Genomic DNA, 20725 nt, shown 5'->3' with positions numbered 1-20725 from the left:
CCCATACTTCCCACGGGTCAGCCACCGCCTCCCTGATAGTGCCGCACACCCCACCGCCAGCACAGCAGCGCCATCGCCCACGTCCACCCGGCGGCAAGCGGACCGCACCAGCCCAACCAGCTCGGCAGCCACCCCGGCCCGGGCAGGCCGAGCAGCGCCAACGTCGGCAGATAGCCGGTGAACGCCATCGGGAAGAAGAACCCGAACAGCACCACCAGCGGCCGTGACCACACCGACGCCGGCTGCGTCGCCGCATACCGGCCCCCGTACACGAACGCGTTCGTCATCTCCCGGCCGTCGAGGAGGAAGAACTGCAACCCCCCGGCCCAGACGAACATCGCCGCGAACATCGCGCACCCGCTGAGCAGCGCCGTCACCAGCAGCAGCACCGAACCCGGCGCCCACGGCACGTCGCAGACGACCACACCGGCGCTCAGCGCGGCGACACCGACCGCCGCCCGGGCCAGCCGCCGCAGACTCAGCTCACTGGTGACCAGCTGCGCCAGCAGCGGCTGCGGCCGCAGGTAGAACACGTCGAACGTGCCGGCCCGCAGATAGGTCGGCAGCCGGTCACAGTGCCCGAACACCAGATCGGCGAGGGAGAACGCCAGGTCCGCCAGGCCGAACACCAGCAGCATCTGCCGGAACTCCAACCCACCCAGACCCGACGTGGCACGGAAGACCACCCACACCTCGGCGAGTTCGACCACCGCGGACAGCAACGAACTGAGCAGATCCAGGGCGAAGTTCGTCCGGTAGGACGTCTGGGAGCGGGCCCGCGACGCCAACACCGCCCGGTACGGCCGCAACCGCTCCCGTACGGTCAACGACCCCCGGCCACCCCGGTCCGCACCCGCACCCGGCGCACCCGCAGCGGCGAGCGCGGCCACGGCCGCCACGCCGGGTGCGCCGGGTGCGGGTGCGGGTGCGGCCGGTTCAACCACCCTGGATCTCCAGGCGGCGCCGGCCGGCCCGGGTCAGCAGCGCACCGAGCCCCCCGACCCCGACCAGCCAGCTGACCTGCACCGCGACCAGCCCGACCGCACCGCCGGCGTCCACCTGCCCGGCGAGCATGTCCACCGGGTACATCAGCATCGACGGGAACGGGGTCGCGTGCGCCAGCACCTCCAACCAGCCCGGGAACAGCCCGATCGGCACGAACAACCCGGCGAGGAACCCGGAGACCACCATGTAGACCAGCTGCACCCCGCGGGTCTCCACCAGCCAGAACCCCACCGCCGCCACCAGATACACCGTCGCCGCCGAGATCACGACCGCCAGCAGCAGCCCCACCACCGCCAGCACCCACACCGCCACCGACCCCGGCCAGGTCATGTCGACGACGACCGTGCCGATCAGCAGCTGCGGGATCCCCCGCGGCACGAACGCGAACAGCGCCTGCCCCACCTCGGTGGCGATCGTCGCGGCCTGCACGTCCAACGGGCGCAGGAAGTCGACGGTGACCTGCCCGTCCTTGATCCGCTCCGCGATGTCGCTGCCACCCCAGAAGTTCACCGAGCCGAGCATCGCCTGCGACAGCCAGATGTAGGTGCCCATCTGCCCCTGGTCGTACCCGCCGATCTCACCACCGGCCGCCCGCACCGCCGCGAACAGCACCGCCACCTTCAACAACCCGAACGTCACGTTCGCGACCAGCCCACTGAGCGCCGCGAGCCGGTACGTCGCCTGCCGGCGGAACCCCGCCGCCAGCAGCAGCCCGTACACCCGAACCGTCGCACCCATCAGAACACAGACAATACGGGCGCCCGGCATCTCCTCCCGTCCCGGACAGCACCGCCAGGCGAGAAGCGAGGAACACGCAGAAGGAAGACAAGGAAGACGCGGGGAGCGCGGGACGCGGGGAGCGTCAGCCGCCCGTCGTGCCGGGACCGGCGACCGTGAGGGCACAGGTGACCAGATGCCGCATGAGCGCCGGATCACCGCCGCGGTACCGGTCCAGGAACACGGCCGCGGGCAGCTCCACCCGCCCCGCCGACTCGAACCCACCCTCCCACGGGGCGAGCCGGACAACCCGACCCACGAAAATCATCATGTAGGTGAGATCGTCACCGCCGAAGTAGTCGGATTCGATCACCTCGACCAGCGTCAGTGGCCCGAGGCGCGCCCGGACCTCCTCCCACACCTCCCGGCGTGCCGTCTGCTCCGCGGTCCGCTCGCCGAACTGCACATGGCCACCTGGAATGTCCACCCCGCGGGGCAGGTCGGCAAGCAGCAGCAGCCCCGCCGCGGTCAGCGTGACCACCGACGCGCTGGTCACCGCCGCGAACGGCGGCTCGACGCCCGCCCCCCGGCAGCGCAGCGTGACGACCCCGCCCCCGACCCGGGCACGCGCCGTCGACCGGCGATCACCACCCGGGCCCGCCGCCCCTGCTCCCGGGGCCGCTGCCAGCGCCGGATCGGTGCCGAGTCGCGGGGCGTCGGGGCGCTCACTCATACCGGCGAGCACAGACGGCCACCCTCAGCCGCCGCCGGGATCGGGGCCCAGGCCCAGGCCTGGGCCGGACTCGGCGGCGGCGGACAGCCGGGCGTCGTGCACCAGCAACGCGATCTGCACCCGGTTGTTCAGACCCAGCCGGGACAGGATCCGCGACACATGCGTCTTCACCGTCGGCAACGCCATGTGCAGCGCCCGGGCGATCTGCGCGTTCGACGCACCGCCGCCCACCGCCAGCGCCACCTCCCGCTCCCGCTCCCCGAGCAACGCCAGCCGCGCCCGGGCACCCGCCACCGTGTCCGCACCCGCCGCGGCCCCGGCGACCTGCGCGATGAGCCGGCGCGTCACCGCCGGAGACAACACCGGATCCCCCGCGGCAACCGTGCGGATCGCCGCCACGATGTCCCCCGGCGCGGTGTCCTTGAGCAGAAACCCGGCAGCGCCCGCCCGCAACGCCCCCAACACATGGGCATCGGTGTGAAACGTCGTCAGCACCAGCACCTCCGGCGCACCCGGCCGGGCCCGCACCTGCGCCGTGGCCGCCAACCCGTCAACACCCGGCATCCGGATGTCCATCAGGACCACCGCCGGCCGGTACGCCGCCACCAACCCCGCGACCTGCGCACCGTCCGCCGCCTCGGCCACCACCCGAATGTCGTCCGCGCCGCCGAGCATCAACACCAGCCCGGCCCGGACCAGCGGATCGTCGTCCACCAGCAGCACGTCAATCACCCGCCACCCCCATCCCATCCCGTCCCGGCACCGTCTCCGGCCCGGCGCAGACGGTGTCATCAGCGCCATCAGCAGCGCCGTCTGCGCCGTCCTCAGCCGGCCACGGCAGCCACGCACGGACCACGAACCCGGTGCCGGTCGGCCCCGCCTCACACACACCACCGACCAGCCGCGCCCGCTCCGCCAGCCCGGCAAGCCCCCGCCCCCCACCCGGCAGAACGACACCCGCACCGGGCCGGGACACCACCGCGGGAGCGGTGGTGGTAGTGGTGACGATCACGGTCAGGCCCTGCCCCGGCGCACCCGCCACCCGCACATCCACCGCGGCACCGGCCGCGTGCAGCCGAGCGTTCGTCAACGCCTCCTGCACGATCCGAAACGCCGCCCGGCCCACCGTCGCCGGCGGCACCGCCCCCGCCAGCGGCATCCGCAACCCCACCCGCCCGCCGGCCACCCGCGCCTCCGCCACCAGCCGCCCCAGATCCGCAAGCTCCGGCTGCGGCGCACCCGACGCCAGCGACTCCCCGCCGCGCAGCACCCCGATCACCTCCCGCAGATCCCGCAACGCCAGATGGGCGTTCTCCCGGATCACCCCCGCCGCCACCACCACCTGCTCCCGCGACGCCCCCGTGTTGAACTCCAACGCCCCCGCATGCACCGCCAGCAGCGACAGCCGATGCCCCAGCACGTCATGCATCTCCCGCGCGATCTCCTCACGCACCTGCGCACGGGCCTGATCGCCACGCAGCGCCGCATCCGCCTCCGCCAACTCCGCCCGCTCCCGCAGCGACGCGATCAGCTGCCCGCGGGACTGCCGGAACAGCCCCCAGCCCACCGCCCCGGCCACCAGCGTGAAGTACGTCAACGCCCGCCCGACCCGGTCCTCCTCCAGACTGTCGACCCGCCACAGGAACAGTGGCAGCGGCGCGAACGCCAGCGCCGCCACCCACGCCGTCACCCGCCGCGGGCACCGGGCCGCGACCGTGAACACCGCCACCACCACCGGACCGGCCAGCAGCGGCGTCTGCGTATCCGCGACCAGCAGCACCACCGCCAACGGCACCGGCCACCGCCGCCGCCCCAGCAACGCCACACAGCCGACCACCGCCGCCACCGCGTCAACAGCCCGCCACAGCGACCCCCGTTCCTCCAGGACCGGAACGGAATCGGCGACGAAGACGGCGAAACCCGCCGCGCACAGCATCAGCGCCACATCAGCGGCCCGCGCACGGCGGGCGGCCTGCACAGCGCGCATGCCCCGGCAATCTACGCGGCCCCCCACATCCTCACGCCCCGCCCGCCGCGATCAGATACCAAAGGACGACACCCACCCCGCCACCACCGACTTTGGTCGCCGCCCCACCTCCCTGCGCCCGATACCGCCGGGCGCGCCCGCTCCCTACCGTCACCACCATGACCCCCACCCCGCCCCCACCCGCCGCCTCCGGCCCCGCCCGCGGCCCGGTCGCGGGCACAGGCCGCGCCATCGGCGGGATCCTCGCCATCGGCGGCATCGCCGGCGTCCTGCGCGAACTGGTCGGCATGCCGCCGCTGCTGGGATTCCTGCGCTGGTTCACCGTCGACGGCTACGAAATCCTCTGCTACGCCCTCATGGTCCTGGCCGGGACAGCCCTGTGCCTCGCAGCGGACAGAGGCACCCGCCGCACCCGCACCCGCATCTGATCGCCGCCCCGCCACCCGCCGTGAACACCACCACCCCACCGCCACCCGCATCGACGGCCCCGCCAGCCGACGCGCCGGCCCGCACCCCACCGGCCGGACGGGCACGCCTCGCCGCCACCTCCGGGCTGCTCGTCCTCGCCCCGACCTGCGGCGAACACCTCATCGGCTACGACTCCAGCATCGGACGTCCCCTCGACCTTCTCACCAGCCTGCTGTTCTTCATCCCGCTCTACGGCACCGTCGCCGTCCTCATCCGCGAAGCGGTCCGCCGCCGCGGCGGCGGACCGCTCACCCTCGTCGCCCTCGCCGCCGCGTTCGGACTCGCCCAGGCCGGACTGATCGACCAGAGCCTGTTCGACCCGCACGTCACCGGAGACCCCGCGTACGACGACGACCGCACCCACACCCTCATCCCCGGCACCGGGCTCGCCGCCCATCCACTGGTCAACTACGTCGCCGGCCACGTGATCTGGACCTTCACCGCGCCGATCGTCGTCATCGAATCCCTCGCCCCCCGCATCGCCGACCGGCCCTGGGTGCACCGCCGCGGCCTGCTCACCCTGGGCGCGTTCTACCTCCTTCACCACCCACCAGCTGCTCCCACCCACCTGGGCCGGAACCCTCACCGACCTGGCGATCCTCACCACCGTCATCGCCCTCCTGCACCGCGCCACCCGCCAGCACCACCGCCACCACCGCACCAGCAGCCAGGGACGCCGCCGCGCCCTCACCGTCGCCGGCGCCGCCCTCACCGTCAACGCCGCCCTGTCCTTCGTCGTCGACCCGATCGGCACCGTCTCCCACCCGGCCAAATACGCCGCCAACGCCACCCTCGCCGTGACCGTGCTGCTCCTGCTCGCCGCCGCCCACCACCAGCTCACCCGCGCCGACCACCCGACCCCGGCGAGACACCCTGAGGAACCGCGCGGGAAGTCCTGGGGCGCATGCGGTCAACCCGTGCCAGGCGCGACGGCGGTGCGATGCCAGCGGGCGTCGAGGGAGTAGGTGCCGGCGCCGACGATGAGCAGGAAGAGGCTGCCGCACAGCTGGGCGAGGTCAACACGGGATTCGTGGAGGAAGTCCCACCAGCCGGATGCGTCGGTGAAGAGCGGGGCGTCACCCCACAGGATGGGCAGCTTCGTGATGAGCAGCGCACCCACCATGTTCACGATCATCGGCAGGGTGGCGAGTCGGGTCAGCAACCCGGCCAGGATCAGCCCGCCGCAGGCGATCTCGAAGGCCCCGTCCAGAGGCGCGACGAAGCCGGGGGCGGGGATGCCAGCCCTGTCGAACCGGCCGGTGCCGAGCTCGTCAGGGTAGAGGAACTTCTGCACGCCCTCAGAGAGAAAGACCACGCCGACGTAGAGGCGGATGAGGACCACCGCCGCCGGCGCGGTGGTCGCGGTGGTCGCGGTCAACCGGGCCGGCCAGGAGCCGAGCTGTGTCATACGAGGTGCCCCTCCGCCATCGAGACGTACCGGATACCGACACCGTCCCGCGAGTCAGAGAGACACCGGTGGTGACGCGCCCGGCCCGCGGCCGTGTCGTCCAGGGGTTACGGGGCCACCGTGCGGCGTATCCCATAGACGGCGGCGCCCACGGCCAGCACCACCACCCCGACGATCACGGAGGTCGCCGGCAGGGCGAAGGCCAGCGTGAGGCAGCCGGCCAGCCCGAGAACAGGGATCAGGCGGTGCGGCCGGCCCTCGCCGGGGGTCAGGGTCCACGCGGAGGCGTTGGCGATGGCGTAGTAGACCAGCACACCGAAGGAGGAGAACCCGATCGCCCCACGCACGTCCACCGTCGCCGCGAGGACCGCGAAGACAGCACCGACAGCGAGCTCCGCCCGGTGCGGCACCATGAACCTGGGGTGGACCGCCGCCAGGAAGTGCGGCAGACGCCGATCCCGGGCCATCGCCAGCGTGGTGCGGGAGACACCGAGGATGAGCGCCAACAGCGAACCGAGCGCAGCCAACGCCGCGCCGACCCGCACCACCGGAACGAGCCAGCCCACGCCCGCGGCGCGGACAGCATCGGCCAGCGGCGCGGTGGCGTCCGCCAGCCGCCCCGGCCCCAGCACCGCAAGAACAGCGACGGCGACAGCCGCGTAGACAACCAGGGTGATGCCGAGCGCGAGCGGGATCGCCCGGGGAATGGTCCGACCCGGATCGCGGACCTCCTCACCGAGCGTGGCGATGCGCGCGTAGCCGGCGAAGGCGAAGAACAACAGACCCGCCGCCTGAAGCACCCCACCGAAGGAAACATCCCCACCGACACTCAGCCGGGAGGCTTCCGCCTCACCGGAGGCGAGGGCGGCGAGAACCACCGCGGCGAGAACCACCAGAACCACAGCCACGATCACGCGGGTCAGCCAGGCGGACTTCTGCACCCCCGCATAGTTCACAGCCGTCAGCACCACCACGGCCACCACCGCGACCGCATGCTCCTGACCAGGCCACACGTACGACCCGACCGTCAGAGCCATCGCCGCACACGACGCGGTCTTCCCGACCACGAACGCCCACCCGGCCAGCCAGCCCCAGAACGGCCCCAGCCGCTCCCTCCCGTACACATACGTACCGCCGGACGCCGGATAACGCGCCGCCAGCCGCGCCGACGACGTCGCATTGCAGTACGCCACCACCCCCGCCACCGCCAACGCCACCAGCAGACCCGCACCCGCCGCCCGCGCCGCCGGCGCCAACGCCACGAAGATCCCCGCACCCAGCATCGCGCCCAGACCCACCAGCACCGCATCACCCACACCCAGCCGGCGCCGCAGCTCACCCGGCACACCACCCGGCACACCACCCGCCGCCACATCGGCACCCACACCGATCACCCCTCCCACCGCAGACCGACCCCGGACGGCCACCGGCCACCCCCGGCCCACCGCGACGTACCGCCACCCTGACCCCACCAGACCCATCAATGCAGGTGGGAGTCGGCGAACACACGGCGAACACCCGCAGCACCCGCCCACCGGTGCGCCCATAGCGGGGCCGGGCTTTCGAACGGGTGCGGGCCGGCTACTCCGGCGGAGCCACCGTCGTCAGGCAGAACGGATGACCCGCAGGGTCGAACAGCACCCGCCACCGCCCGCGGATAAGCCGCCCTGCGCCCGGGCGCCCGTCAGGACGTCCGCCGGCGCGCGTGCAGCACAGCGTCCCGCACCACGATCTCCCCGCCAGGCCCCGTGACCGTCCGCGGCCGGGACTGCGCCACCAGCACCTCCCACACCGCCGGATCCAACAACCCGGCCAGCTCCCGCGCCTCACACAACATCCCGGCCTCCGGACGCGGAATCCCCAGCGCCAGATCAGCCGGATCGTGCCCCACCACCAGCAGCGACCCGCCCGGCGCCACCACCCCGCACAACCGCGCCAGCATCGCCGGGCGCCGCTGTGCCGCCACGTGCAGGAACTGCGCCGACACCAGATCGAACCGAGTCTCGAACCGTGACAGCCGCCCCGCCGCACGACCACCGGACCCCGCACCCGCACCCGCACCCGCACCGGGATTCGACGCCGGGGTAGGGCTGGGCTCGGGCGGGGCGTTCAGACCCGCCCAGGTCATCGCATCCGCGCGCATCCACATCACCCGCGCCGCCACCTCACGACCCAGAGTCACTGCCTGCGCCTTGCCCCGCCGCAACGCCGACGCCGAGAAATCCACCGCCAGCACCTGCCAGCCGCGCTCCGCCAGCCACAGCGCGTCCGCCCCCTCACCGCATCCCACGTCCAACGCCCGCCCCGGCGCCAACCCACCCGCCTCCACCACCAGTTGACTGTTCGGACGCCCGCTCCACATCCCCTCCCGCGACGCGTACCACCGCTCCCACGCCACCTCGTCCATCTCGGCCGTCTCACTCATCGCGCCGGTCAGCGCACCATCCACCATGACACCCAGGATCCCCGGCACCCGACGACCACCCACCGCCACCCCACCCCGAACACCCACCCGAACACCCAGGCCCGCCTCACGCCCGCCCCTCCCGCCAGAACAGACACGAACCGGCCGCAGGATGACGAACCCGCCTGCGCACCACGCGCGGCGCGCAGGATCACCCACCCACCCCATCCGGTAGAACGAGAGCATGAGCTCGGTCGACGGCACCGCCACCACCCTGGAACAGGACACCCCACCCGGCCCCACCGGCCCGGAGGCGACCGGCGACCCGACCGCACCCACCGCACCCACCGCACCAGCACCGACCCAGGCACCGGCGGAGGCGGCTGAAACAGCCACCAGGTGCGCCTACCCCGACTGCGAACGCCCCACCGCCACCACCGACCGGCCCGGCCGGCCCCCCGCCTACTGCGACGACCCCACCCACAACCGGCTCGCCGCCTACCGCCGCCGCCGCGACCTCGCCCGCCGCGACACCACCCCCACCACCAGCCCCGACCCGGCCAGCGGACGTCCCGCCACCCACCGGTCCCACGCCACCGGCCGGCTGCGCGCCGACGAACTCGCCGGCCAGATCCGCACCCTCACCACCGACCTCACCCGCTCCCTCGACGCCTTCGCCCGCGAAATGGCCAGCCTCGGCGACGTCGCCCGCGCCGAAGCCCAGGTCGAAGCCGCCGAAGCCGACGCCGCCGAACGCGTCGCCGAAGCCGTCGCCCGCGCCGTCCGCGCCGAACAGGCCGCCCGCGCCGAACACACCAGCCGCACCGAGGCCGAAGCTGTCGCCGCCGAAGCCGTCGCCGCCCTCGACGACGCCGAACAGCGCCTCACCGCCAGCCAGACCGCCCACGCCCAGGCCGCCGCCGCCGCCGACACCGCCCGCACCCAGGCCGCCGCGGACGTCGCCGCCGCCCACACCGACGCCGAAACCCGCGTCCAGGACATCCGCGACCGGGCCGCCGCCGACCTCGACCGCACCCGCGCCGACGCCGACGCCGAAACCACCCGCATCCGCGCCGCCGCCGACCGCGAACGCGCCACCCTCACCGCCGACCGCGACCGGCTCGCCGCCGCCCTCCAAGCCGCCGAACAGGCCACCGAACGTGACGCGGCGACCATCGCCGAACTACGCGCCGACCGCGACCACCTGCGCGCGGACCGCGACCGCCTCCGCGACGACGCCCGCCGCGAACGCGACGAACTCACCCGCCGCGCCGCCGCCGCCCAGGCCGAGACCGCCCAGGTCCGCGCCGCCGCCGCAGACGAACTCGAACGCGACCGCGCGGCCGCCACCGACCTGCTCGAACAGGTCCGCGGCGAAGCGGCCGCCCGCCTCGCCGCCGAACAACAGACCGCCACCGAACGCCTCGCCGCCCTCGCGGACGCCCGCGCCGAAGCCCGCACCCGCGCGGAACGCGCCGAACGGCAGGCCGACGAACTCGCCGCCGAACTGCGCGCCGCCCGCGCCCACCTCCTGCCCCGGCCCACCACATCACCCGAATGAGGCACCCGGGGCAGCCGCCAGGGCTGCCCCGGCTCCGAACCACCAGCCCGGCGATCACCAGCCAGCCGCGATGCGCACAGCCAGGGCCAGGCGGTCAGCCCGCCGACGCGGGCGCCGGCAGCGTGCGGGCGAACAGCGCCAGCGCACGGTCCCAGTGCCGCTGGGAGGCGGCCTCGTCATACACCGGGAAATCCGGCACCGCGAAACCGTGCATCGCCGGCAGAACCTCCGCCTCGTAATCCACCTTCGCCTCGTCCAACGCGGCCACCAGACGCGCGTGATCAGCCTCGGTGTGATGACTGTCCTCATGCGCCGCCGCGACATACACAGCGCCCTGGATCTGCCCCGCCTGCAGATACGGGCTGGACGGATCATCCGTCGCCAACCCGCCACCGTGAATCGACGCCGCCGCCGCGATCCGCTCCGGCAGCGCCGTCGCCGCCGTGAACGCGAACCGGCCACCGATGCAGTACCCGATCGCCCCCACCGGCCCCGGCAACGCACCCGGCTCGGCAGCCAACGCATCCAGCAGCACACCGAGATCCGCCATCACCGCGGCCGGCGGCGCCTGGCCCACCACCTCACCCAGCCGCGCCCGCTGCGCCGGATCCCTGAAATTGATCTCAAGCGGCCCGGTGGTCGCCGGCCCCGACCGGTAGAAGACGTTCGGCACCACCACCAGATACCCCGACCGGGAAAGCCGCTCCGCCATCCCCAGAATCGTGTCCCGCACGCCGTACGCATCCGGGAACAGAATGACGACCGGCGCCGGCCCCGGATTCTCCGGAGCCTGCAGGTAGACGTCCAACACCCCGTCAGCCGTCACGACATCACGCCGGGAAACCGCCATCATCAACACCTTCGCCTTCCACTCACGCCGCCCGTGCAACCCGGGCCCCGGTGAGCGGACCCCGGCAGGCGACCTCGACATGACCCACCCACAACCGGGCCGGCGAGCCCCGCATCGCGTCATCCGACCGTCCGACACCGGGGAGACATCCCACAGCCCAGCCCGGACCGGTCCGCACACCACCACGACCAGCGGGGCCGGCCGCGTCGCCGACACCGAAAGCATCTACCAGCCGAGCCAACCCGCGCATCCCACCCTCCGCGCCGGCAGCCGCCGATCAGCAGACGGAAACGGCACCGGCGCGCACGGTGAGGACAAACTCGGCGCTCAGGCCAGCATCCCCTCGAGTAGATCGGCGGCCCGCCGCGTGCCGCCCTCGGCCTGCGCCTCGGCCCGTAGCAGCGCCGAACGGCGGGCGACCTCCGCGTCGCCGACCAGCTCCCGCAGCGCCGCCCGCAGCACGTCGGCAGTGGCCTGCGCCGTGTCGACACGGCGGGCCACCCCCAGCTCCACCAGCCGATCCGCGTTCATGAACTGGTCGGCGGCCTGCGGCACCGCGATCATCGGAACACCCGCCAGCAGCCCCTCACAGCAGCCACCCATACCGGCATGGGTGACGAAGGCATCCGCCTGCGCCAGGATCGCCCGCTGCGGCACCCAGGAATGCACCGCCACAGAGGACGGGATGACACCCAGCTCCCGCCGGTCGGTGTACCGGCCGATCTGCAACACCACCGACCAGCCAGGCAGGTCACCGAACGCCGCCAGGCACTGGCGGTAGAACTCCGGCGCCCGGGTGTACGCCGACCCCAGCGAGATCAGCAGCACCTTCTCCGCGCCCGCCGGCCGAACCCACGCACCCGCCTCCGAAGCCAGGTCGAAACAGGGCCCGACGAACGTCACCCGGCCGGTGTCGACCTGGTCGGCGTGCGGCTGCATCGCCCGCGGGATCAACGCAAGGGCCCGCGTGGGATGCCCGGAGAACGCGTCCACCTCGGTCGTGGACGCCCCGCACCCGGCGAGCCACCGCGCGAACCTCGCCCGGTAGTCGTCCGCGCCCGGCAGCTGCCGCTGATGCGCCGCGACATCCCGGTCATAGCCGTCCCACGCGACGATCGTGGGGGACAGCTGCACAATCGGTCGGCCCTGCGCCTCGGCGAGGGCCCGCGCGGCGTAGGCACCGATGTCGTACAGGTACAGATCCGCCGGGTCACGATCGTAGGCCGCACGCAGCTGGGGAAGCGCCTGGATCGCATCGTCGAGGAACAACCCCATCGCGGCGATCGGGTCATCCGGCCAGTCGTTGTCGGCGACCGGCAGCACGGAGGAACAGGGGACGAGCTCGGCGCCGGTGCCGGCGATCAGGTCGCCCACCGCCGGGTCGTTCGCGTAGGTCACGCGATGACCGCGAGCCACCAGCTCACGGATGATCTCAAGACTGGGCAGGACGTGGCTCACGGCAGGGATACCGGCCATCGCGATATGGGCACGACGACGGGACATAAGATCACACACCTCGGATCAGAGCTACGGCAAAGGACACGACACGCCAGCGTGCCGACAGCTCCGAGAAGCTCGGCTGTCGGCGCGGGTAGGGACACGCGAAGGCGTGCGGAGGGAGCCGGGGACATCGCCCCGACCGTGTCAGCCGTAGATCTGCTGCAGGTACATGCCGGCCACTCTAGCGGCCCTCATCCATCAGAGCATCGCGGTTTCCCGCGATCGGGACCACCCGACAAGATCATTCAGATGTTTCATGATCGAAAATCTCAAGTCGTAGGGTCAACAATGTTGATTATCTTGTGTCCGGATAACTCGCCAGCAGATGCAGATCAGGCCGCCTGAAAGGCGATGTGATTCGCAAGTACCGCCACGCTCGCGCGCCCACCGTCGACGTCGACCGCCGTGCCGTGCACGAAGGCGGCGTCATCCGAGGCCAGGTAGACAGCCGCGGGGGCGATCGCCGCCGGCTCGCCCGCCCGACCAGCCGGTGTGCCGTGCATCAGCGCGCCTGTCGGATGGTCAGAAGCTGGTGTTCGCGAGCCAGTGTGTCCAGTGCGCCTGCTCGCCGAGGACCTCCAGCCGGCTGTCATCGCCGGGGATCCGGCGCAGCAGCGCGAGCAGCAGGTCGGCGGCTTCGCCGCGCACCGCTACATCGCCCTTCTCATGAGCGTGCTCCCAATCGATCCCGTCCACGCCGCCGCGGATCGCCCACTCCCCTTCGAGGCCGAGACCCTCGTCGGTGGCGTGCAGGTGGACAGTGGCCCCGTCCGGAAGAATCGCGGTGCCGGGCCGCCCGACGAGCAGGCCGAGCCACTCCGAGATCCCGTCAGCGGCGAACGCGGCCTCAAGCGGGTACTCGACGCCCAGCGCGAGCGCGGCGTCCACGCGGTGGATCATCGCCTCGTGCATCCGCCGCCGGACCCACCAGCGCGCCGGCCGCGGGCCGGTGAACGTCCATACCGGCACGTCCGGATCGACGGCGACGGCTTCCAGCAGCAGCCGCGGGCTCTCCCGAAGCCAGGCGAGCGCGCCGCCGCGGTCCGCCGGCGGCCTGCCGCCCTCGATCGTGCGCGGGTCGAGGACCGCGGTGGCCCGGGTCCGGATCATCACGGCCGCCCATCGGTCAGTGCCCCCGACGTGGCGTACGAGCTGGGTCAGATCCCAGCCCGGGCAGGTCGGGACAGGCCTTGACAGATCGGCCTCGCCGAGCAGTTCGGTGAGGAGCCGGTTCTGCGCCAGCAGGCCAGCGACATAGTCCACAGCCGGACCCTAACGTTCCTCAATCCGCCGCAGCCAGCGGTCAGCCGCCTCGGGCAGCGGGCCCGGCGCGCCGCGGGCCGGCGGAGGGTGCAGAGCAGCAGTGGGGCAGCCGGGCCGCCCGGACGATCAGGCCTCGGGGCCGGTGGCCTGGGGGAGGAAGAACAGGTCCTCGATCCGGCCCCCGAACACGGCGGCGATCCTGAACGCCAGGGACAGGCTCGGGTCGAAGCGGCCCGCCTCGATGGCGTCGACCATCTGCCGGGACACGTCGAGGCGGTCGGCCAGGTCCGCCTGGCTCCAGCGCCGCGCGGCCCGCAGCTCACGTAGCCGGTTCCGCAGCGGATCCGCCCCGTCCTGAAGATCAGCGCGGGGACGAACATCAGTGCGGCGATCCGGATCGGCGTGCTCCCCGGCGATGACCTCTCGCAGCGCGGCGACGTGGGCACCCAGGGCGGCCCGGCCCGGCGCTGTCAGCGAGATCCACGTGGTCCGGCGGCCGCCGTGAACTCCTTTGCGGCTCGTGACATAGCCGAGCGACGCGAGGGCGCCCACGCGTTTGGAAAGCACCGAGTCACTGACCTCGAGGCTGTCGCGAAGGGTCGAGAACTCTGCTTCGGACACCGCGGTCAGCATGGTCATCAGCCTCAGCCGGGCCGGTGCGTGCAGGTTGGCGTCCAGCTCGGGCATCAGCGGCCGACCAGCACCAGCAGCGCCAGCACGGCCAGCGCAAGCGCCGAGATGACCACCAGCCACCCGGCCGACTCGGCACGAGCGTGCGTCGCCGGGTCTCCTCGGTAGTGGCGCAGCCAACGTCGGCCGCTCAACGTGTAGGCCAGCCCCCCAGCACACGCGCAGACAGCCACCAGCCACCACAGGCCGGCGAGGGCGGCCCAGAACGCGGCGCTCAGAGCCAACGCGTACGAGGTCGCCGCGGCCCGCCCCGTTCCGAGCACGACCCGGCTCGTGAGCCCCGCGATCCGCACCCCGTTGAGCCGCCGGAACCGGAACAGCTGGATGCCCGCCGCCAAGGCGAACGCGGCGGCTCCGGCGATCGCCAGCAGTCGGGTCCAGCCTGTGTCGAAGGCGACCTCGACGGCGGCCGCGGCGATCTGGGTAGCCACGGTGACACCGATCGAGCCGTAGAAGAAGGACGGCAGCCCGAGGCCGCCGGCCAACTGCGCCCGCGAGGTCTCCGCCCCGGCCAGGGCGGCCGCAGCACCCTCGGGGGTGGGCAACGCCCTCATGATCAATATTGGTCACGTCGACGTGTCAACACTGTTGATTATCTTGTGGCAGCGGAGCAGGGGCTGCGCCCCCCGAACACGCCGTGCACCCTCGCGTCGCGCAACGTCACCAGCCGGGAGGCGGTCGGCGCCCGGTGCAACGCCACACTGCCCGCGTAGGGCGTCCGGTTGTCGAGCTCTGCGGCGACCACCAGCGCCGGGACGTCGCCCGCGACCCGGGTCGGCGGCTCCAACGGGCGCACCGGCCAGAACGAGCACGGCGTGATGTTCCAGATCGCCGTGGCGACACGGGGCTGCGCCTCACGGTGCCGGCGGATGTCGGCCAGGTAGTCACCGGCGATCCGCGAGGCGGGCACATCCCCGCACATCACGGCGAGCTGCGCGCTCTGCAGAGCGCTGATCCACCCCGCCCCTCCCCCGGCGACATCCCCGCCCGCACGCTCGGCCCGCTCCGCCCGCGGGTGGATCAGGTCGGTCAGGTCGGGACCGCCGGTCGCGACTCCGGCGAGGACCTCGTCGAGGTACGGGTTCGCCGCGGGCGTGCGGCCGTCCGCGGCGTCGGCGAACGCCCGGATCCCCAGCGCCAGCACCTCGGCGGCCTGCTCGCCGTCCTCCACCAGGGCGGCCATGAGCAGGCCCGGCAGGTCGGACGCGTCGTAGGGGAACCCGTCCACGGTCAGCGGGCGGCGGGCGGCCACCTCGTAGATCCGGTCGACCGTGCGCAGCACCTCCTCGACGGTGGCCCCGAGTCTGCATGTACACCGCGCCCAGGTACGTGCCGTATGAATAGCCGAGGTAGGACGTCGTCGGCTCCCCCAGCACGGCCCGGACGATGTCCATGTCGCGCGCGGTGTTGCGGGTCGAGGCGAACGGCAGGACGTCGGCGTGCGCCGCGCACGCCTGCGCGACCGCGGCCTGTGTGGCCGCGACCCGCTCGAAACTGTCCTGGTCGGGACCGCCGCCGCGCACCCATTCCCGGTTCAGCGCCGGCCCGCAGTCCAGCGCCTCGCTGCGGCCGACGAACCGTGGATCCATCCCGATCAGGTCGAAGCCGCCGGCCGCCGGGCCGAGCCGCCCGCGGATCTCGGGCAGCAGGTCCGCGATGCTGCCACCGGGCCCACCCAGGTTGATCATCAACGGCCCGCGGCGGGCCCCCTGGCCGGCCGCCCGGATCCGGGAGACCCCCAGGGTGAGCGTCCGGCCGGCCGGGTGGGTGTAGTCGAGGGGGACGGCGACCTCGGCGCACTGCGCGCCGGCCGCGTCCAGGCCGGCGCCGGCGGCGGGGTCAGCGGCGTAGCAGGTGGTCGCCGCAGGCGGCGGCGACGGGGAGCAGACGCGCGGCGAGGTCCGCGACGGCGCCGGCGCCGATCCGGGAGGCGGGGCCGGACACCGACAGCGCTGCGGGCGCCCGGCCGGACAGGTCGGTCAGGGGGAAGGCCACACAGCGCACACCGGGCTCCTCCTCCCCGTCGTCCGTCGCGTAGCCCCGGGCGCGGACGGCGGCGAGTTCGGCGGTGAACTGGTCCGGGTCGGTGATCGTGGTCGCGGTGCGCCGGGGCAGCCCGGTGCGCTCGAGCAGCTCCCGCACGGCCGGGCCGGGCAGGTGGGCGAGCATCGCCTTGCCCACGCCGGTGCTGTGCGCGGGGGCCCGGTTGCCGACCTCGGTGAACATGCGCAGCCGGTGCGGCGAGGCGACCTGCCCGACGTACACGACCTGGTCGGCCTCCAGGACGGCGAGGTTGGCGGTCTCCCCCGACACTGCCACCGCCTCCCGCAGGTAGGGCTGCGCACCGGTGGCGAGCAGGCTCTGCGCGGCGTTGCCCAGCCCGATCAGACGGGCGCCCGGGGCGTAGCGGCGGTCGGCGTCCTGGCGTACCCAGCCGCGTTCGTGCAGCGCGCGCAGCAGCCGGTGCACGGTGGGCTGCGGCAGGCCGGTGGCACGGGCGAGGTCGGCCAGCCCGGCGCCGTCGCCGGAGGCTGCCAGCAGTTCGACCAGCGCCAGTGCGCGGTCGACCGACTGCACCGACCCCGGCCCCGACCCCGCCGTGGGCCCGGGCGGCCGTTCGGGCCGGGCCGGCTGGCCCGTCAAGGCATCCGCTGGTAGGCGGGCACGGTGAGGAACTCGACGAAGTCGTCGGTGAGCGCGACCTCGACGAACAGCGCCCGCGCCCGTTCGAACCCGTCGGCGTCGTACTGCTCCCCCAGCCCGCCGCGCAGAACGTCGAGCTCCTCGGCGACGACCTTCTCGACCAGCTCCCGGGTCACCGGCACACCGGTCGGGCCGGCGCCCACCGAAGGGCCGGCACCGGCGACCGGCTCGGTGTCGACCAGCACGATGCCGTTGTGCAGCCACTGCCAGATCTGGGACCGGGCGATCTCCGCGGTGGCCGCGTCCTCCATCAGGTTGAAGATCGCGACCGCGCCGGAGCCGGCGAGCCAGGCGCGCAGGTACTGCAGGGCCACGCTGACGTTGTTGCGCAGGCCGGCCAGGGTCGGTGAGCCCGGGGTGGTGGTGAGGTCGATCAGCGCGGCGGCGTCGACGGCGACGTCCTCGCGGGTGCGCTCGAGCTGGTGGGGGCGTTCGCCGAGCACGCCGTCGAACACCTCGCGGCAGACGGGTACCAGGTCGGGGTGCGCGACCCAGGAGCCGTCGAAGCCGATGCCGGCCTCGCGGGTCTTGTCCTCGCGGACCCTGGCCAGCGCGGTGGCGTTGACCTCCGGGTCACGCCGGCTGGGGATGAACGCGGCCATGCCGCCGATGGCGTGGGCGCCGCGCCGGTGGCAGGTGCGCACGAGCAGCTCGGCGTAGGCGGTCATGAAGGGCGCGGCCATCGTGACCGCGTTGCGGTCGGGCAGGGTGAACGCCGGCCCGCGGTCACGGAACTTCTTGATGATGCTGAACAGGTAGTCCCACCGGCCGGCGTTGAGCCCGCCGCAGTGCTCCCGCAGCTCGTAGAGAATCTCCTCCATCTCATAGGCGGCGAGGATCGTCTCGATGAGCACGGTGGCGCGGATGGCTCCGCGGTCGAAGCCGAGCGTGTCCTCGGTGTGGGTGAAGATGTCGTTCCACAGCCGCGCCTCGAGGTGGCTCTCGGTCTTGGGCAGGTAGTAGTAGGGCCCGGAGCCGGCGTCGAGCTGGCGGCGGCCGCAGTGCACGGCGTAGAGGGCGAAGTCGACCAGCGCGCCGGCGACCGGTTCGCCGTCGACCCGCAGGTGCTTCTCGTCGAGGTGCCAGCCGCGGGGCCGCACGACGATCGTCGTGGCGGTGGGCCCGAGGGTGTAGGCCTTGCCCTCGGGGCTGGTGAAGTCGATGGTGCGGTCGAGGGCGTCACGCAGGTTGCGCTGCCCGCTGATCATGTTCTCCCACAGCGGGGTGTTGGCGTCCTCGAAGTCGGCCAGCCAGACCTTGGCGCCGGAGTTGAGCGCGTTGATCGTCATCTTGCGGTCGGTCGGCCCGGTGATCTCGACCCGGCGGTCGACGAGGCCCGGCGCGGGCGGCGCGACCCGCCACTGCCCGTCGCGGATGTGCCGGGTGGCGGGCAGGAAGTCCGGGTCGGTGCCGTCGGAGAGCTCCCGCTGCCGCTCGGCGCGGCGGGCGAGGAGGTCGCGCCGCGCCGCGCCGAAGCGTCGGTGCAGGTCGGCGACGAGGGTCAGCGCGGCCGGGGTGAGGATCTCGGCGGCACCGGGAACGTCCGGCCGGACGATCTCGACTCCGGGCGGGGTCTGCGCATCGGCCACGGCGGCTCTCCATTCACGGCTCTCACGACGGACCCAGGCCTTCCGATGGACGGAAGTGACGGTCCGGATGCCGGAATTCTATCCCGGCAGGCGCCGCCGCCTCGCCGGATCTGTCCCGCCCGGCGGGCCGAAGGGGGAGCGTCGGCGCGTCAGTCGGCGCGTCAGAGGTGGGTCGCGGCGTCGGTGACCGGCGGCGGCGCGTCGATGCCGCAGTGTCGGCACGGCGCGGCCGGCGGCGCCGGCATCGCGGTGGGACGTACCCGGGCCGGGTTGCGGATTCCGAGCCAGGCCAGCAGGCCACCACAGGCACACAGCACCGCCGCGATCCACAGCGCGGTCCGGTACCCGCTGGCGAACCTGCTCGCGTCCAGGTAGACGTCGCCGGTGAGACCGGCGGCCGCCGGCAGCACCGCGACCGCGAGCAGCTGGGCGGTGCGGGCGACGTCGTTGTTGACCGCCGAGGCGATGCCGGCATGCTCGACGGGTGCCGCGCCGAGGGCCGTCGACGTCAGCGGCGCGACGACCGTGGCCAGCCCCAGCCCGAGCACGAGGACTCCGGGCAGGACGTCGAGCCGGTACCCGCCGGCGCCGGCGGCGCGGGTGAGTAGCGCGAACCCGGCGGCGGCGACGATCGGCCCCACCGTCATCTGCGTCCGCGGGCCGATGCGCTCCGCGAGTGCGCCCGAGCGTGCGGACAGGGCGAGCATGATGATCGTCAGGGGCAGCAACGCCGTGCCCGCCGCCAGGGGCGAGTACCCGCCGACCTGCTGAAGCTGCAGGGGCAGCAGGAACAGCGCCCCGCCCAGGGACGCGTAGACCACGAACGTCACCAGGTTGGCGGCACAGAACTGCCGGGACCTGAACAGGTCGAGGTCCAGCATCGGCGCTGCCACCCGCCGCTCGACCACGGCGAACCCGGCGAGCAGCAGGACCCCGGTCACCAGGCCGCCAAGCACGGCCGGGGATCCCCATCCGGCGTCCGGCCCCTCGATCAGCCCGTACGAGAGCCCCACCAGACCGCCGGTGACGAGCGCCGCGCCGGCCAGATCCACCCGGCCGGCCGCATCCGCGGCGGTCGACTCGGGAACGTGCCGCGCCGCGATGATGATCACTGCGACGACCAGGGGCAGGTTGACGAAGAAGACCAGCCGCCAGGACAGCGCCTCGACCAGCCAGCCGCCGAGGAACGGGCCGACCGCCGTGGCGACTCCGGACAGGCCCGACCAGGCCCCGATCGCGCGTGCCCGGTCACCGGGGGCGAACGAGGCCTGGAGCAGGGCGAGACTGCCCGGCGTGAGCAGCGCGGCACCGACCCCCTGCAGCGCCCGCGCCGCCACCAGCGCCGGGGCGGTGGGAGCGATCCCGCAGAGCAACGACGCCACCGCGAACCAGCCGGCGCCGATCAGGAACACCCGCCGCCGGCCGTAGCGGTCTCCGAGCGCCCCGCCGACCAGCAGAAAGCCGGCCAGCGTGACCGCGTAGGCGGTGACGACCCACTGCAGCGAGGCCAGGTCGGCGCCGAAGTCACGGCCGATCGACGGCAGGGCCACCCCGACCGCGGTCGCGTCGATGGCGGCGATCCCGGACCCGAGGACGGTCGCGAGCAGCACCCAGCGCCCGCGCGCCGTCGACACCCGAAGGCCGGTCTGCTGCGGCTTCCCGACAGCGGCCACGCCAGCACCCTACGTGACGAGGCACCGCCGGAGACTGCCGACGATCTCGCCGCGCCGGCCTGCCGCCCGGTCCGCGGACGTGCTGCTACCCACTTTCCCGACGTCACCGCCGGTTTTCCTCGTAGCGTCACCAGTGCCCCTCGGCTCCGAGGAGGCACCTCTGACGCACGACGA

Annotated in this window: 21 protein-coding genes and 1 pseudogene; 4 read left to right on the top strand and 18 right to left on the bottom strand. The window is 73.3% G+C overall.

The features are described from left to right. Positions 1-17: 17 nt before the first annotated feature. The 5 genes from B207_RS0128110 to B207_RS42440 form a co-directional block, all read right to left on the bottom strand. The gene (locus B207_RS0128110) at positions 18-944 is read right to left on the bottom strand and encodes an ABC transporter permease (protein ID WP_018640034.1); all 927 of its coding nucleotides are present in this window, start codon (positions 942-944) and stop codon (positions 18-20) included. Further along, entirely contained in the window at positions 937-1743 is an 807-nt protein-coding gene (locus B207_RS0128105) for an ABC transporter permease (RefSeq protein ID WP_018640033.1), read from the bottom strand. Before B207_RS0128105 ends, B207_RS0128110 begins: the two co-directional genes overlap by 8 nt. 124 nt (positions 1744-1867) lie before the next feature. Next, a complete protein-coding gene (locus tag B207_RS0128100) occupies positions 1868-2455 on the bottom strand; it encodes an NUDIX domain-containing protein (RefSeq protein ID WP_018640032.1) in 588 nt (195 codons plus the stop codon). Between the two features lie 24 nt (positions 2456-2479). Next, positions 2480-3205, bottom strand: a complete 726-nt coding sequence (locus B207_RS0128095; RefSeq protein WP_018640031.1) for a response regulator — start codon at positions 3203-3205, stop codon at positions 2480-2482. After that, positions 3180-4442 carry a sensor histidine kinase gene (locus B207_RS42440; protein ID WP_018640030.1) on the bottom strand — a complete coding sequence of 421 codons (1263 nt, stop codon included), beginning with the start codon at positions 4440-4442 and terminating at the stop codon, positions 3180-3182. The genes B207_RS0128095 and B207_RS42440 overlap by 26 nt, the downstream gene beginning before the upstream one ends. 158 nt (positions 4443-4600) lie before the next feature. Between B207_RS42440 and B207_RS0128085 the strand changes: the two genes are divergently transcribed. Continuing rightward, positions 4601-4870 carry a hypothetical protein gene (locus tag B207_RS0128085; RefSeq protein ID WP_018640029.1) on the top strand — a complete coding sequence of 90 codons (270 nt, stop codon included), beginning with the start codon at positions 4601-4603 and terminating at the stop codon, positions 4868-4870. Between the two features lie 20 nt (positions 4871-4890). Then, a complete protein-coding gene (locus tag B207_RS37355; protein ID WP_051102701.1) occupies positions 4891-5787 on the top strand; it encodes a hypothetical protein in 897 nt (298 codons plus the stop codon). 33 nt (positions 5788-5820) lie between these two features. Here B207_RS37355 and B207_RS0128075 read toward each other — a convergent pair whose 3' ends face one another. From B207_RS0128075 to B207_RS0128065, 3 genes are all read right to left on the bottom strand, one after another. Beyond that, complete coding sequence (locus tag B207_RS0128075) at positions 5821-6318, bottom strand: DoxX family protein (protein ID WP_018640028.1); 498 nt, start codon at positions 6316-6318, stop codon at positions 5821-5823. Positions 6319-6425: 107 nt separating this feature from the next. Continuing rightward, positions 6426-7712: an APC family permease gene (locus B207_RS0128070; protein WP_018640027.1), complete on the bottom strand. Its 1287-nt coding sequence runs from the start codon at positions 7710-7712 to the stop codon at positions 6426-6428. Positions 7713-8002: 290 nt separating this feature from the next. Then, a complete protein-coding gene (locus B207_RS0128065) occupies positions 8003-8830 on the bottom strand; it encodes an SAM-dependent methyltransferase (RefSeq protein WP_268258226.1) in 828 nt (275 codons plus the stop codon). Positions 8831-8966: 136 nt separating this feature from the next. Between B207_RS0128065 and B207_RS42435 the strand changes: the two genes are divergently transcribed. Next, entirely contained in the window at positions 8967-10283 is a 1317-nt protein-coding gene (locus tag B207_RS42435) for a hypothetical protein (protein WP_018640025.1), read from the top strand. A 94-nt stretch (positions 10284-10377) separates the two neighbouring features. Here the strand turns inward: B207_RS42435 and B207_RS0128055 are convergent, their stop codons facing one another. The 7 genes and pseudogenes from B207_RS0128055 to B207_RS42070 all read right to left on the bottom strand — a co-directional run bounded on the left by B207_RS0128055 (position 10378) and on the right by B207_RS42070 (position 15868). Next, positions 10378-11133 carry a dienelactone hydrolase family protein gene (locus B207_RS0128055; protein WP_035742709.1) on the bottom strand — a complete coding sequence of 252 codons (756 nt, stop codon included), beginning with the start codon at positions 11131-11133 and terminating at the stop codon, positions 10378-10380. Between the two features lie 327 nt (positions 11134-11460). Then, complete coding sequence (locus B207_RS0128050; RefSeq protein ID WP_063820979.1) at positions 11461-12636, bottom strand: macrolide family glycosyltransferase; 1176 nt, start codon at positions 12634-12636, stop codon at positions 11461-11463. 329 nt (positions 12637-12965) lie between these two features. Then, positions 12966-13136: pseudogene (locus B207_RS0128045) on the bottom strand (SDR family oxidoreductase); the annotation flags it as partial. Between the two features lie 19 nt (positions 13137-13155). Beyond that, entirely contained in the window at positions 13156-13896 is a 741-nt protein-coding gene (locus tag B207_RS0128040; RefSeq protein WP_018640021.1) for a maleylpyruvate isomerase family mycothiol-dependent enzyme, read from the bottom strand. 126 nt (positions 13897-14022) lie between these two features. After that, positions 14023-14583 (bottom strand): transcriptional regulator, encoded by a 561-nt coding sequence (locus B207_RS37350; RefSeq protein WP_018640020.1) that lies wholly within the window; start codon positions 14581-14583, stop codon positions 14023-14025. Next, on the bottom strand, positions 14583-15140 hold the full coding sequence (locus B207_RS0128025) for a hypothetical protein (protein WP_230205274.1): 558 nt from the start codon (positions 15138-15140) through the stop codon (positions 14583-14585). Before B207_RS0128025 ends, B207_RS37350 begins: the two co-directional genes overlap by 1 nt. Before the next feature lie 38 nt (positions 15141-15178). Beyond that, positions 15179-15868: an alpha/beta hydrolase gene (locus tag B207_RS42070; RefSeq protein ID WP_018640018.1), complete on the bottom strand. Its 690-nt coding sequence runs from the start codon at positions 15866-15868 to the stop codon at positions 15179-15181. A 104-nt stretch (positions 15869-15972) separates the two neighbouring features. Between B207_RS42070 and B207_RS42660 the strand changes: the two genes are divergently transcribed. Continuing rightward, complete coding sequence (locus tag B207_RS42660) at positions 15973-16359, top strand: hypothetical protein (protein WP_051102700.1); 387 nt, start codon at positions 15973-15975, stop codon at positions 16357-16359. Between the two features lie 66 nt (positions 16360-16425). Here B207_RS42660 and B207_RS0128015 read toward each other — a convergent pair whose 3' ends face one another. The 3 genes from B207_RS0128015 to B207_RS0128005 all read right to left on the bottom strand — a co-directional run bounded on the left by B207_RS0128015 (position 16426) and on the right by B207_RS0128005 (position 20551). Continuing rightward, complete coding sequence (locus B207_RS0128015; RefSeq protein ID WP_018640016.1) at positions 16426-17163, bottom strand: IclR family transcriptional regulator; 738 nt, start codon at positions 17161-17163, stop codon at positions 16426-16428. 62 nt (positions 17164-17225) lie between these two features. Then, a complete protein-coding gene (gene aceB / locus B207_RS0128010) occupies positions 17226-18878 on the bottom strand; it encodes a malate synthase A (protein WP_018640015.1) in 1653 nt (550 codons plus the stop codon). A gap of 161 nt (positions 18879-19039) precedes the next feature. After that, positions 19040-20551, bottom strand: a complete 1512-nt coding sequence (locus B207_RS0128005; protein ID WP_018640014.1) for a DHA2 family efflux MFS transporter permease subunit — start codon at positions 20549-20551, stop codon at positions 19040-19042. Positions 20552-20725 lie beyond the last annotated feature (174 nt).

The organism is Parafrankia elaeagni (assembly GCF_000374165.1).
GTDB lineage: Bacteria > Actinomycetota > Actinomycetes > Frankiales > Frankiaceae > Parafrankia > Parafrankia elaeagni.
This window is presented reverse-complemented; position numbering and strand designations above follow the sequence as displayed.

Excerpts from the sequence above, each read along its gene's own strand:
- B207_RS0128095 (WP_018640031.1), bottom strand. The coding sequence starts at position 3,205 with ATGGGATGGGGGTGGCGGGTGATTGACGTGCTGCTGGTGGACGACGAT.
- B207_RS0128105 (WP_018640033.1), bottom strand. The coding sequence starts at position 1,743 with ATGGGTGCGACGGTTCGGGTGTACGGGCTGCTGCTGGCGGCGGGGTTC.
- B207_RS0128050 (WP_063820979.1), bottom strand. The coding sequence starts at position 12,636 with ATGTCCCGTCGTCGTGCCCATATCGCGATGGCCGGTATCCCTGCCGTG.
- B207_RS42435 (WP_018640025.1), top strand. The coding sequence starts at position 8,967 with ATGAGCTCGGTCGACGGCACCGCCACCACCCTGGAACAGGACACCCCA.
- B207_RS0128075 (WP_018640028.1), bottom strand. The coding sequence starts at position 6,318 with ATGACACAGCTCGGCTCCTGGCCGGCCCGGTTGACCGCGACCACCGCG.
- B207_RS42440 (WP_018640030.1), bottom strand. The coding sequence starts at position 4,442 with ATGCGCGCTGTGCAGGCCGCCCGCCGTGCGCGGGCCGCTGATGTGGCG.
- B207_RS0128085 (WP_018640029.1), top strand. The coding sequence starts at position 4,601 with ATGACCCCCACCCCGCCCCCACCCGCCGCCTCCGGCCCCGCCCGCGGC.
- B207_RS0128100 (WP_018640032.1), bottom strand. The coding sequence starts at position 2,455 with ATGAGTGAGCGCCCCGACGCCCCGCGACTCGGCACCGATCCGGCGCTG.
- B207_RS42660 (WP_051102700.1), top strand. The coding sequence starts at position 15,973 with ATGTCCATGTCGCGCGCGGTGTTGCGGGTCGAGGCGAACGGCAGGACG.
- B207_RS0128025 (WP_230205274.1), bottom strand. The coding sequence starts at position 15,140 with ATGAGGGCGTTGCCCACCCCCGAGGGTGCTGCGGCCGCCCTGGCCGGG.
- B207_RS37350 (WP_018640020.1), bottom strand. The coding sequence starts at position 14,583 with ATGCCCGAGCTGGACGCCAACCTGCACGCACCGGCCCGGCTGAGGCTG.
- B207_RS0128055 (WP_035742709.1), bottom strand. The coding sequence starts at position 11,133 with ATGGCGGTTTCCCGGCGTGATGTCGTGACGGCTGACGGGGTGTTGGAC.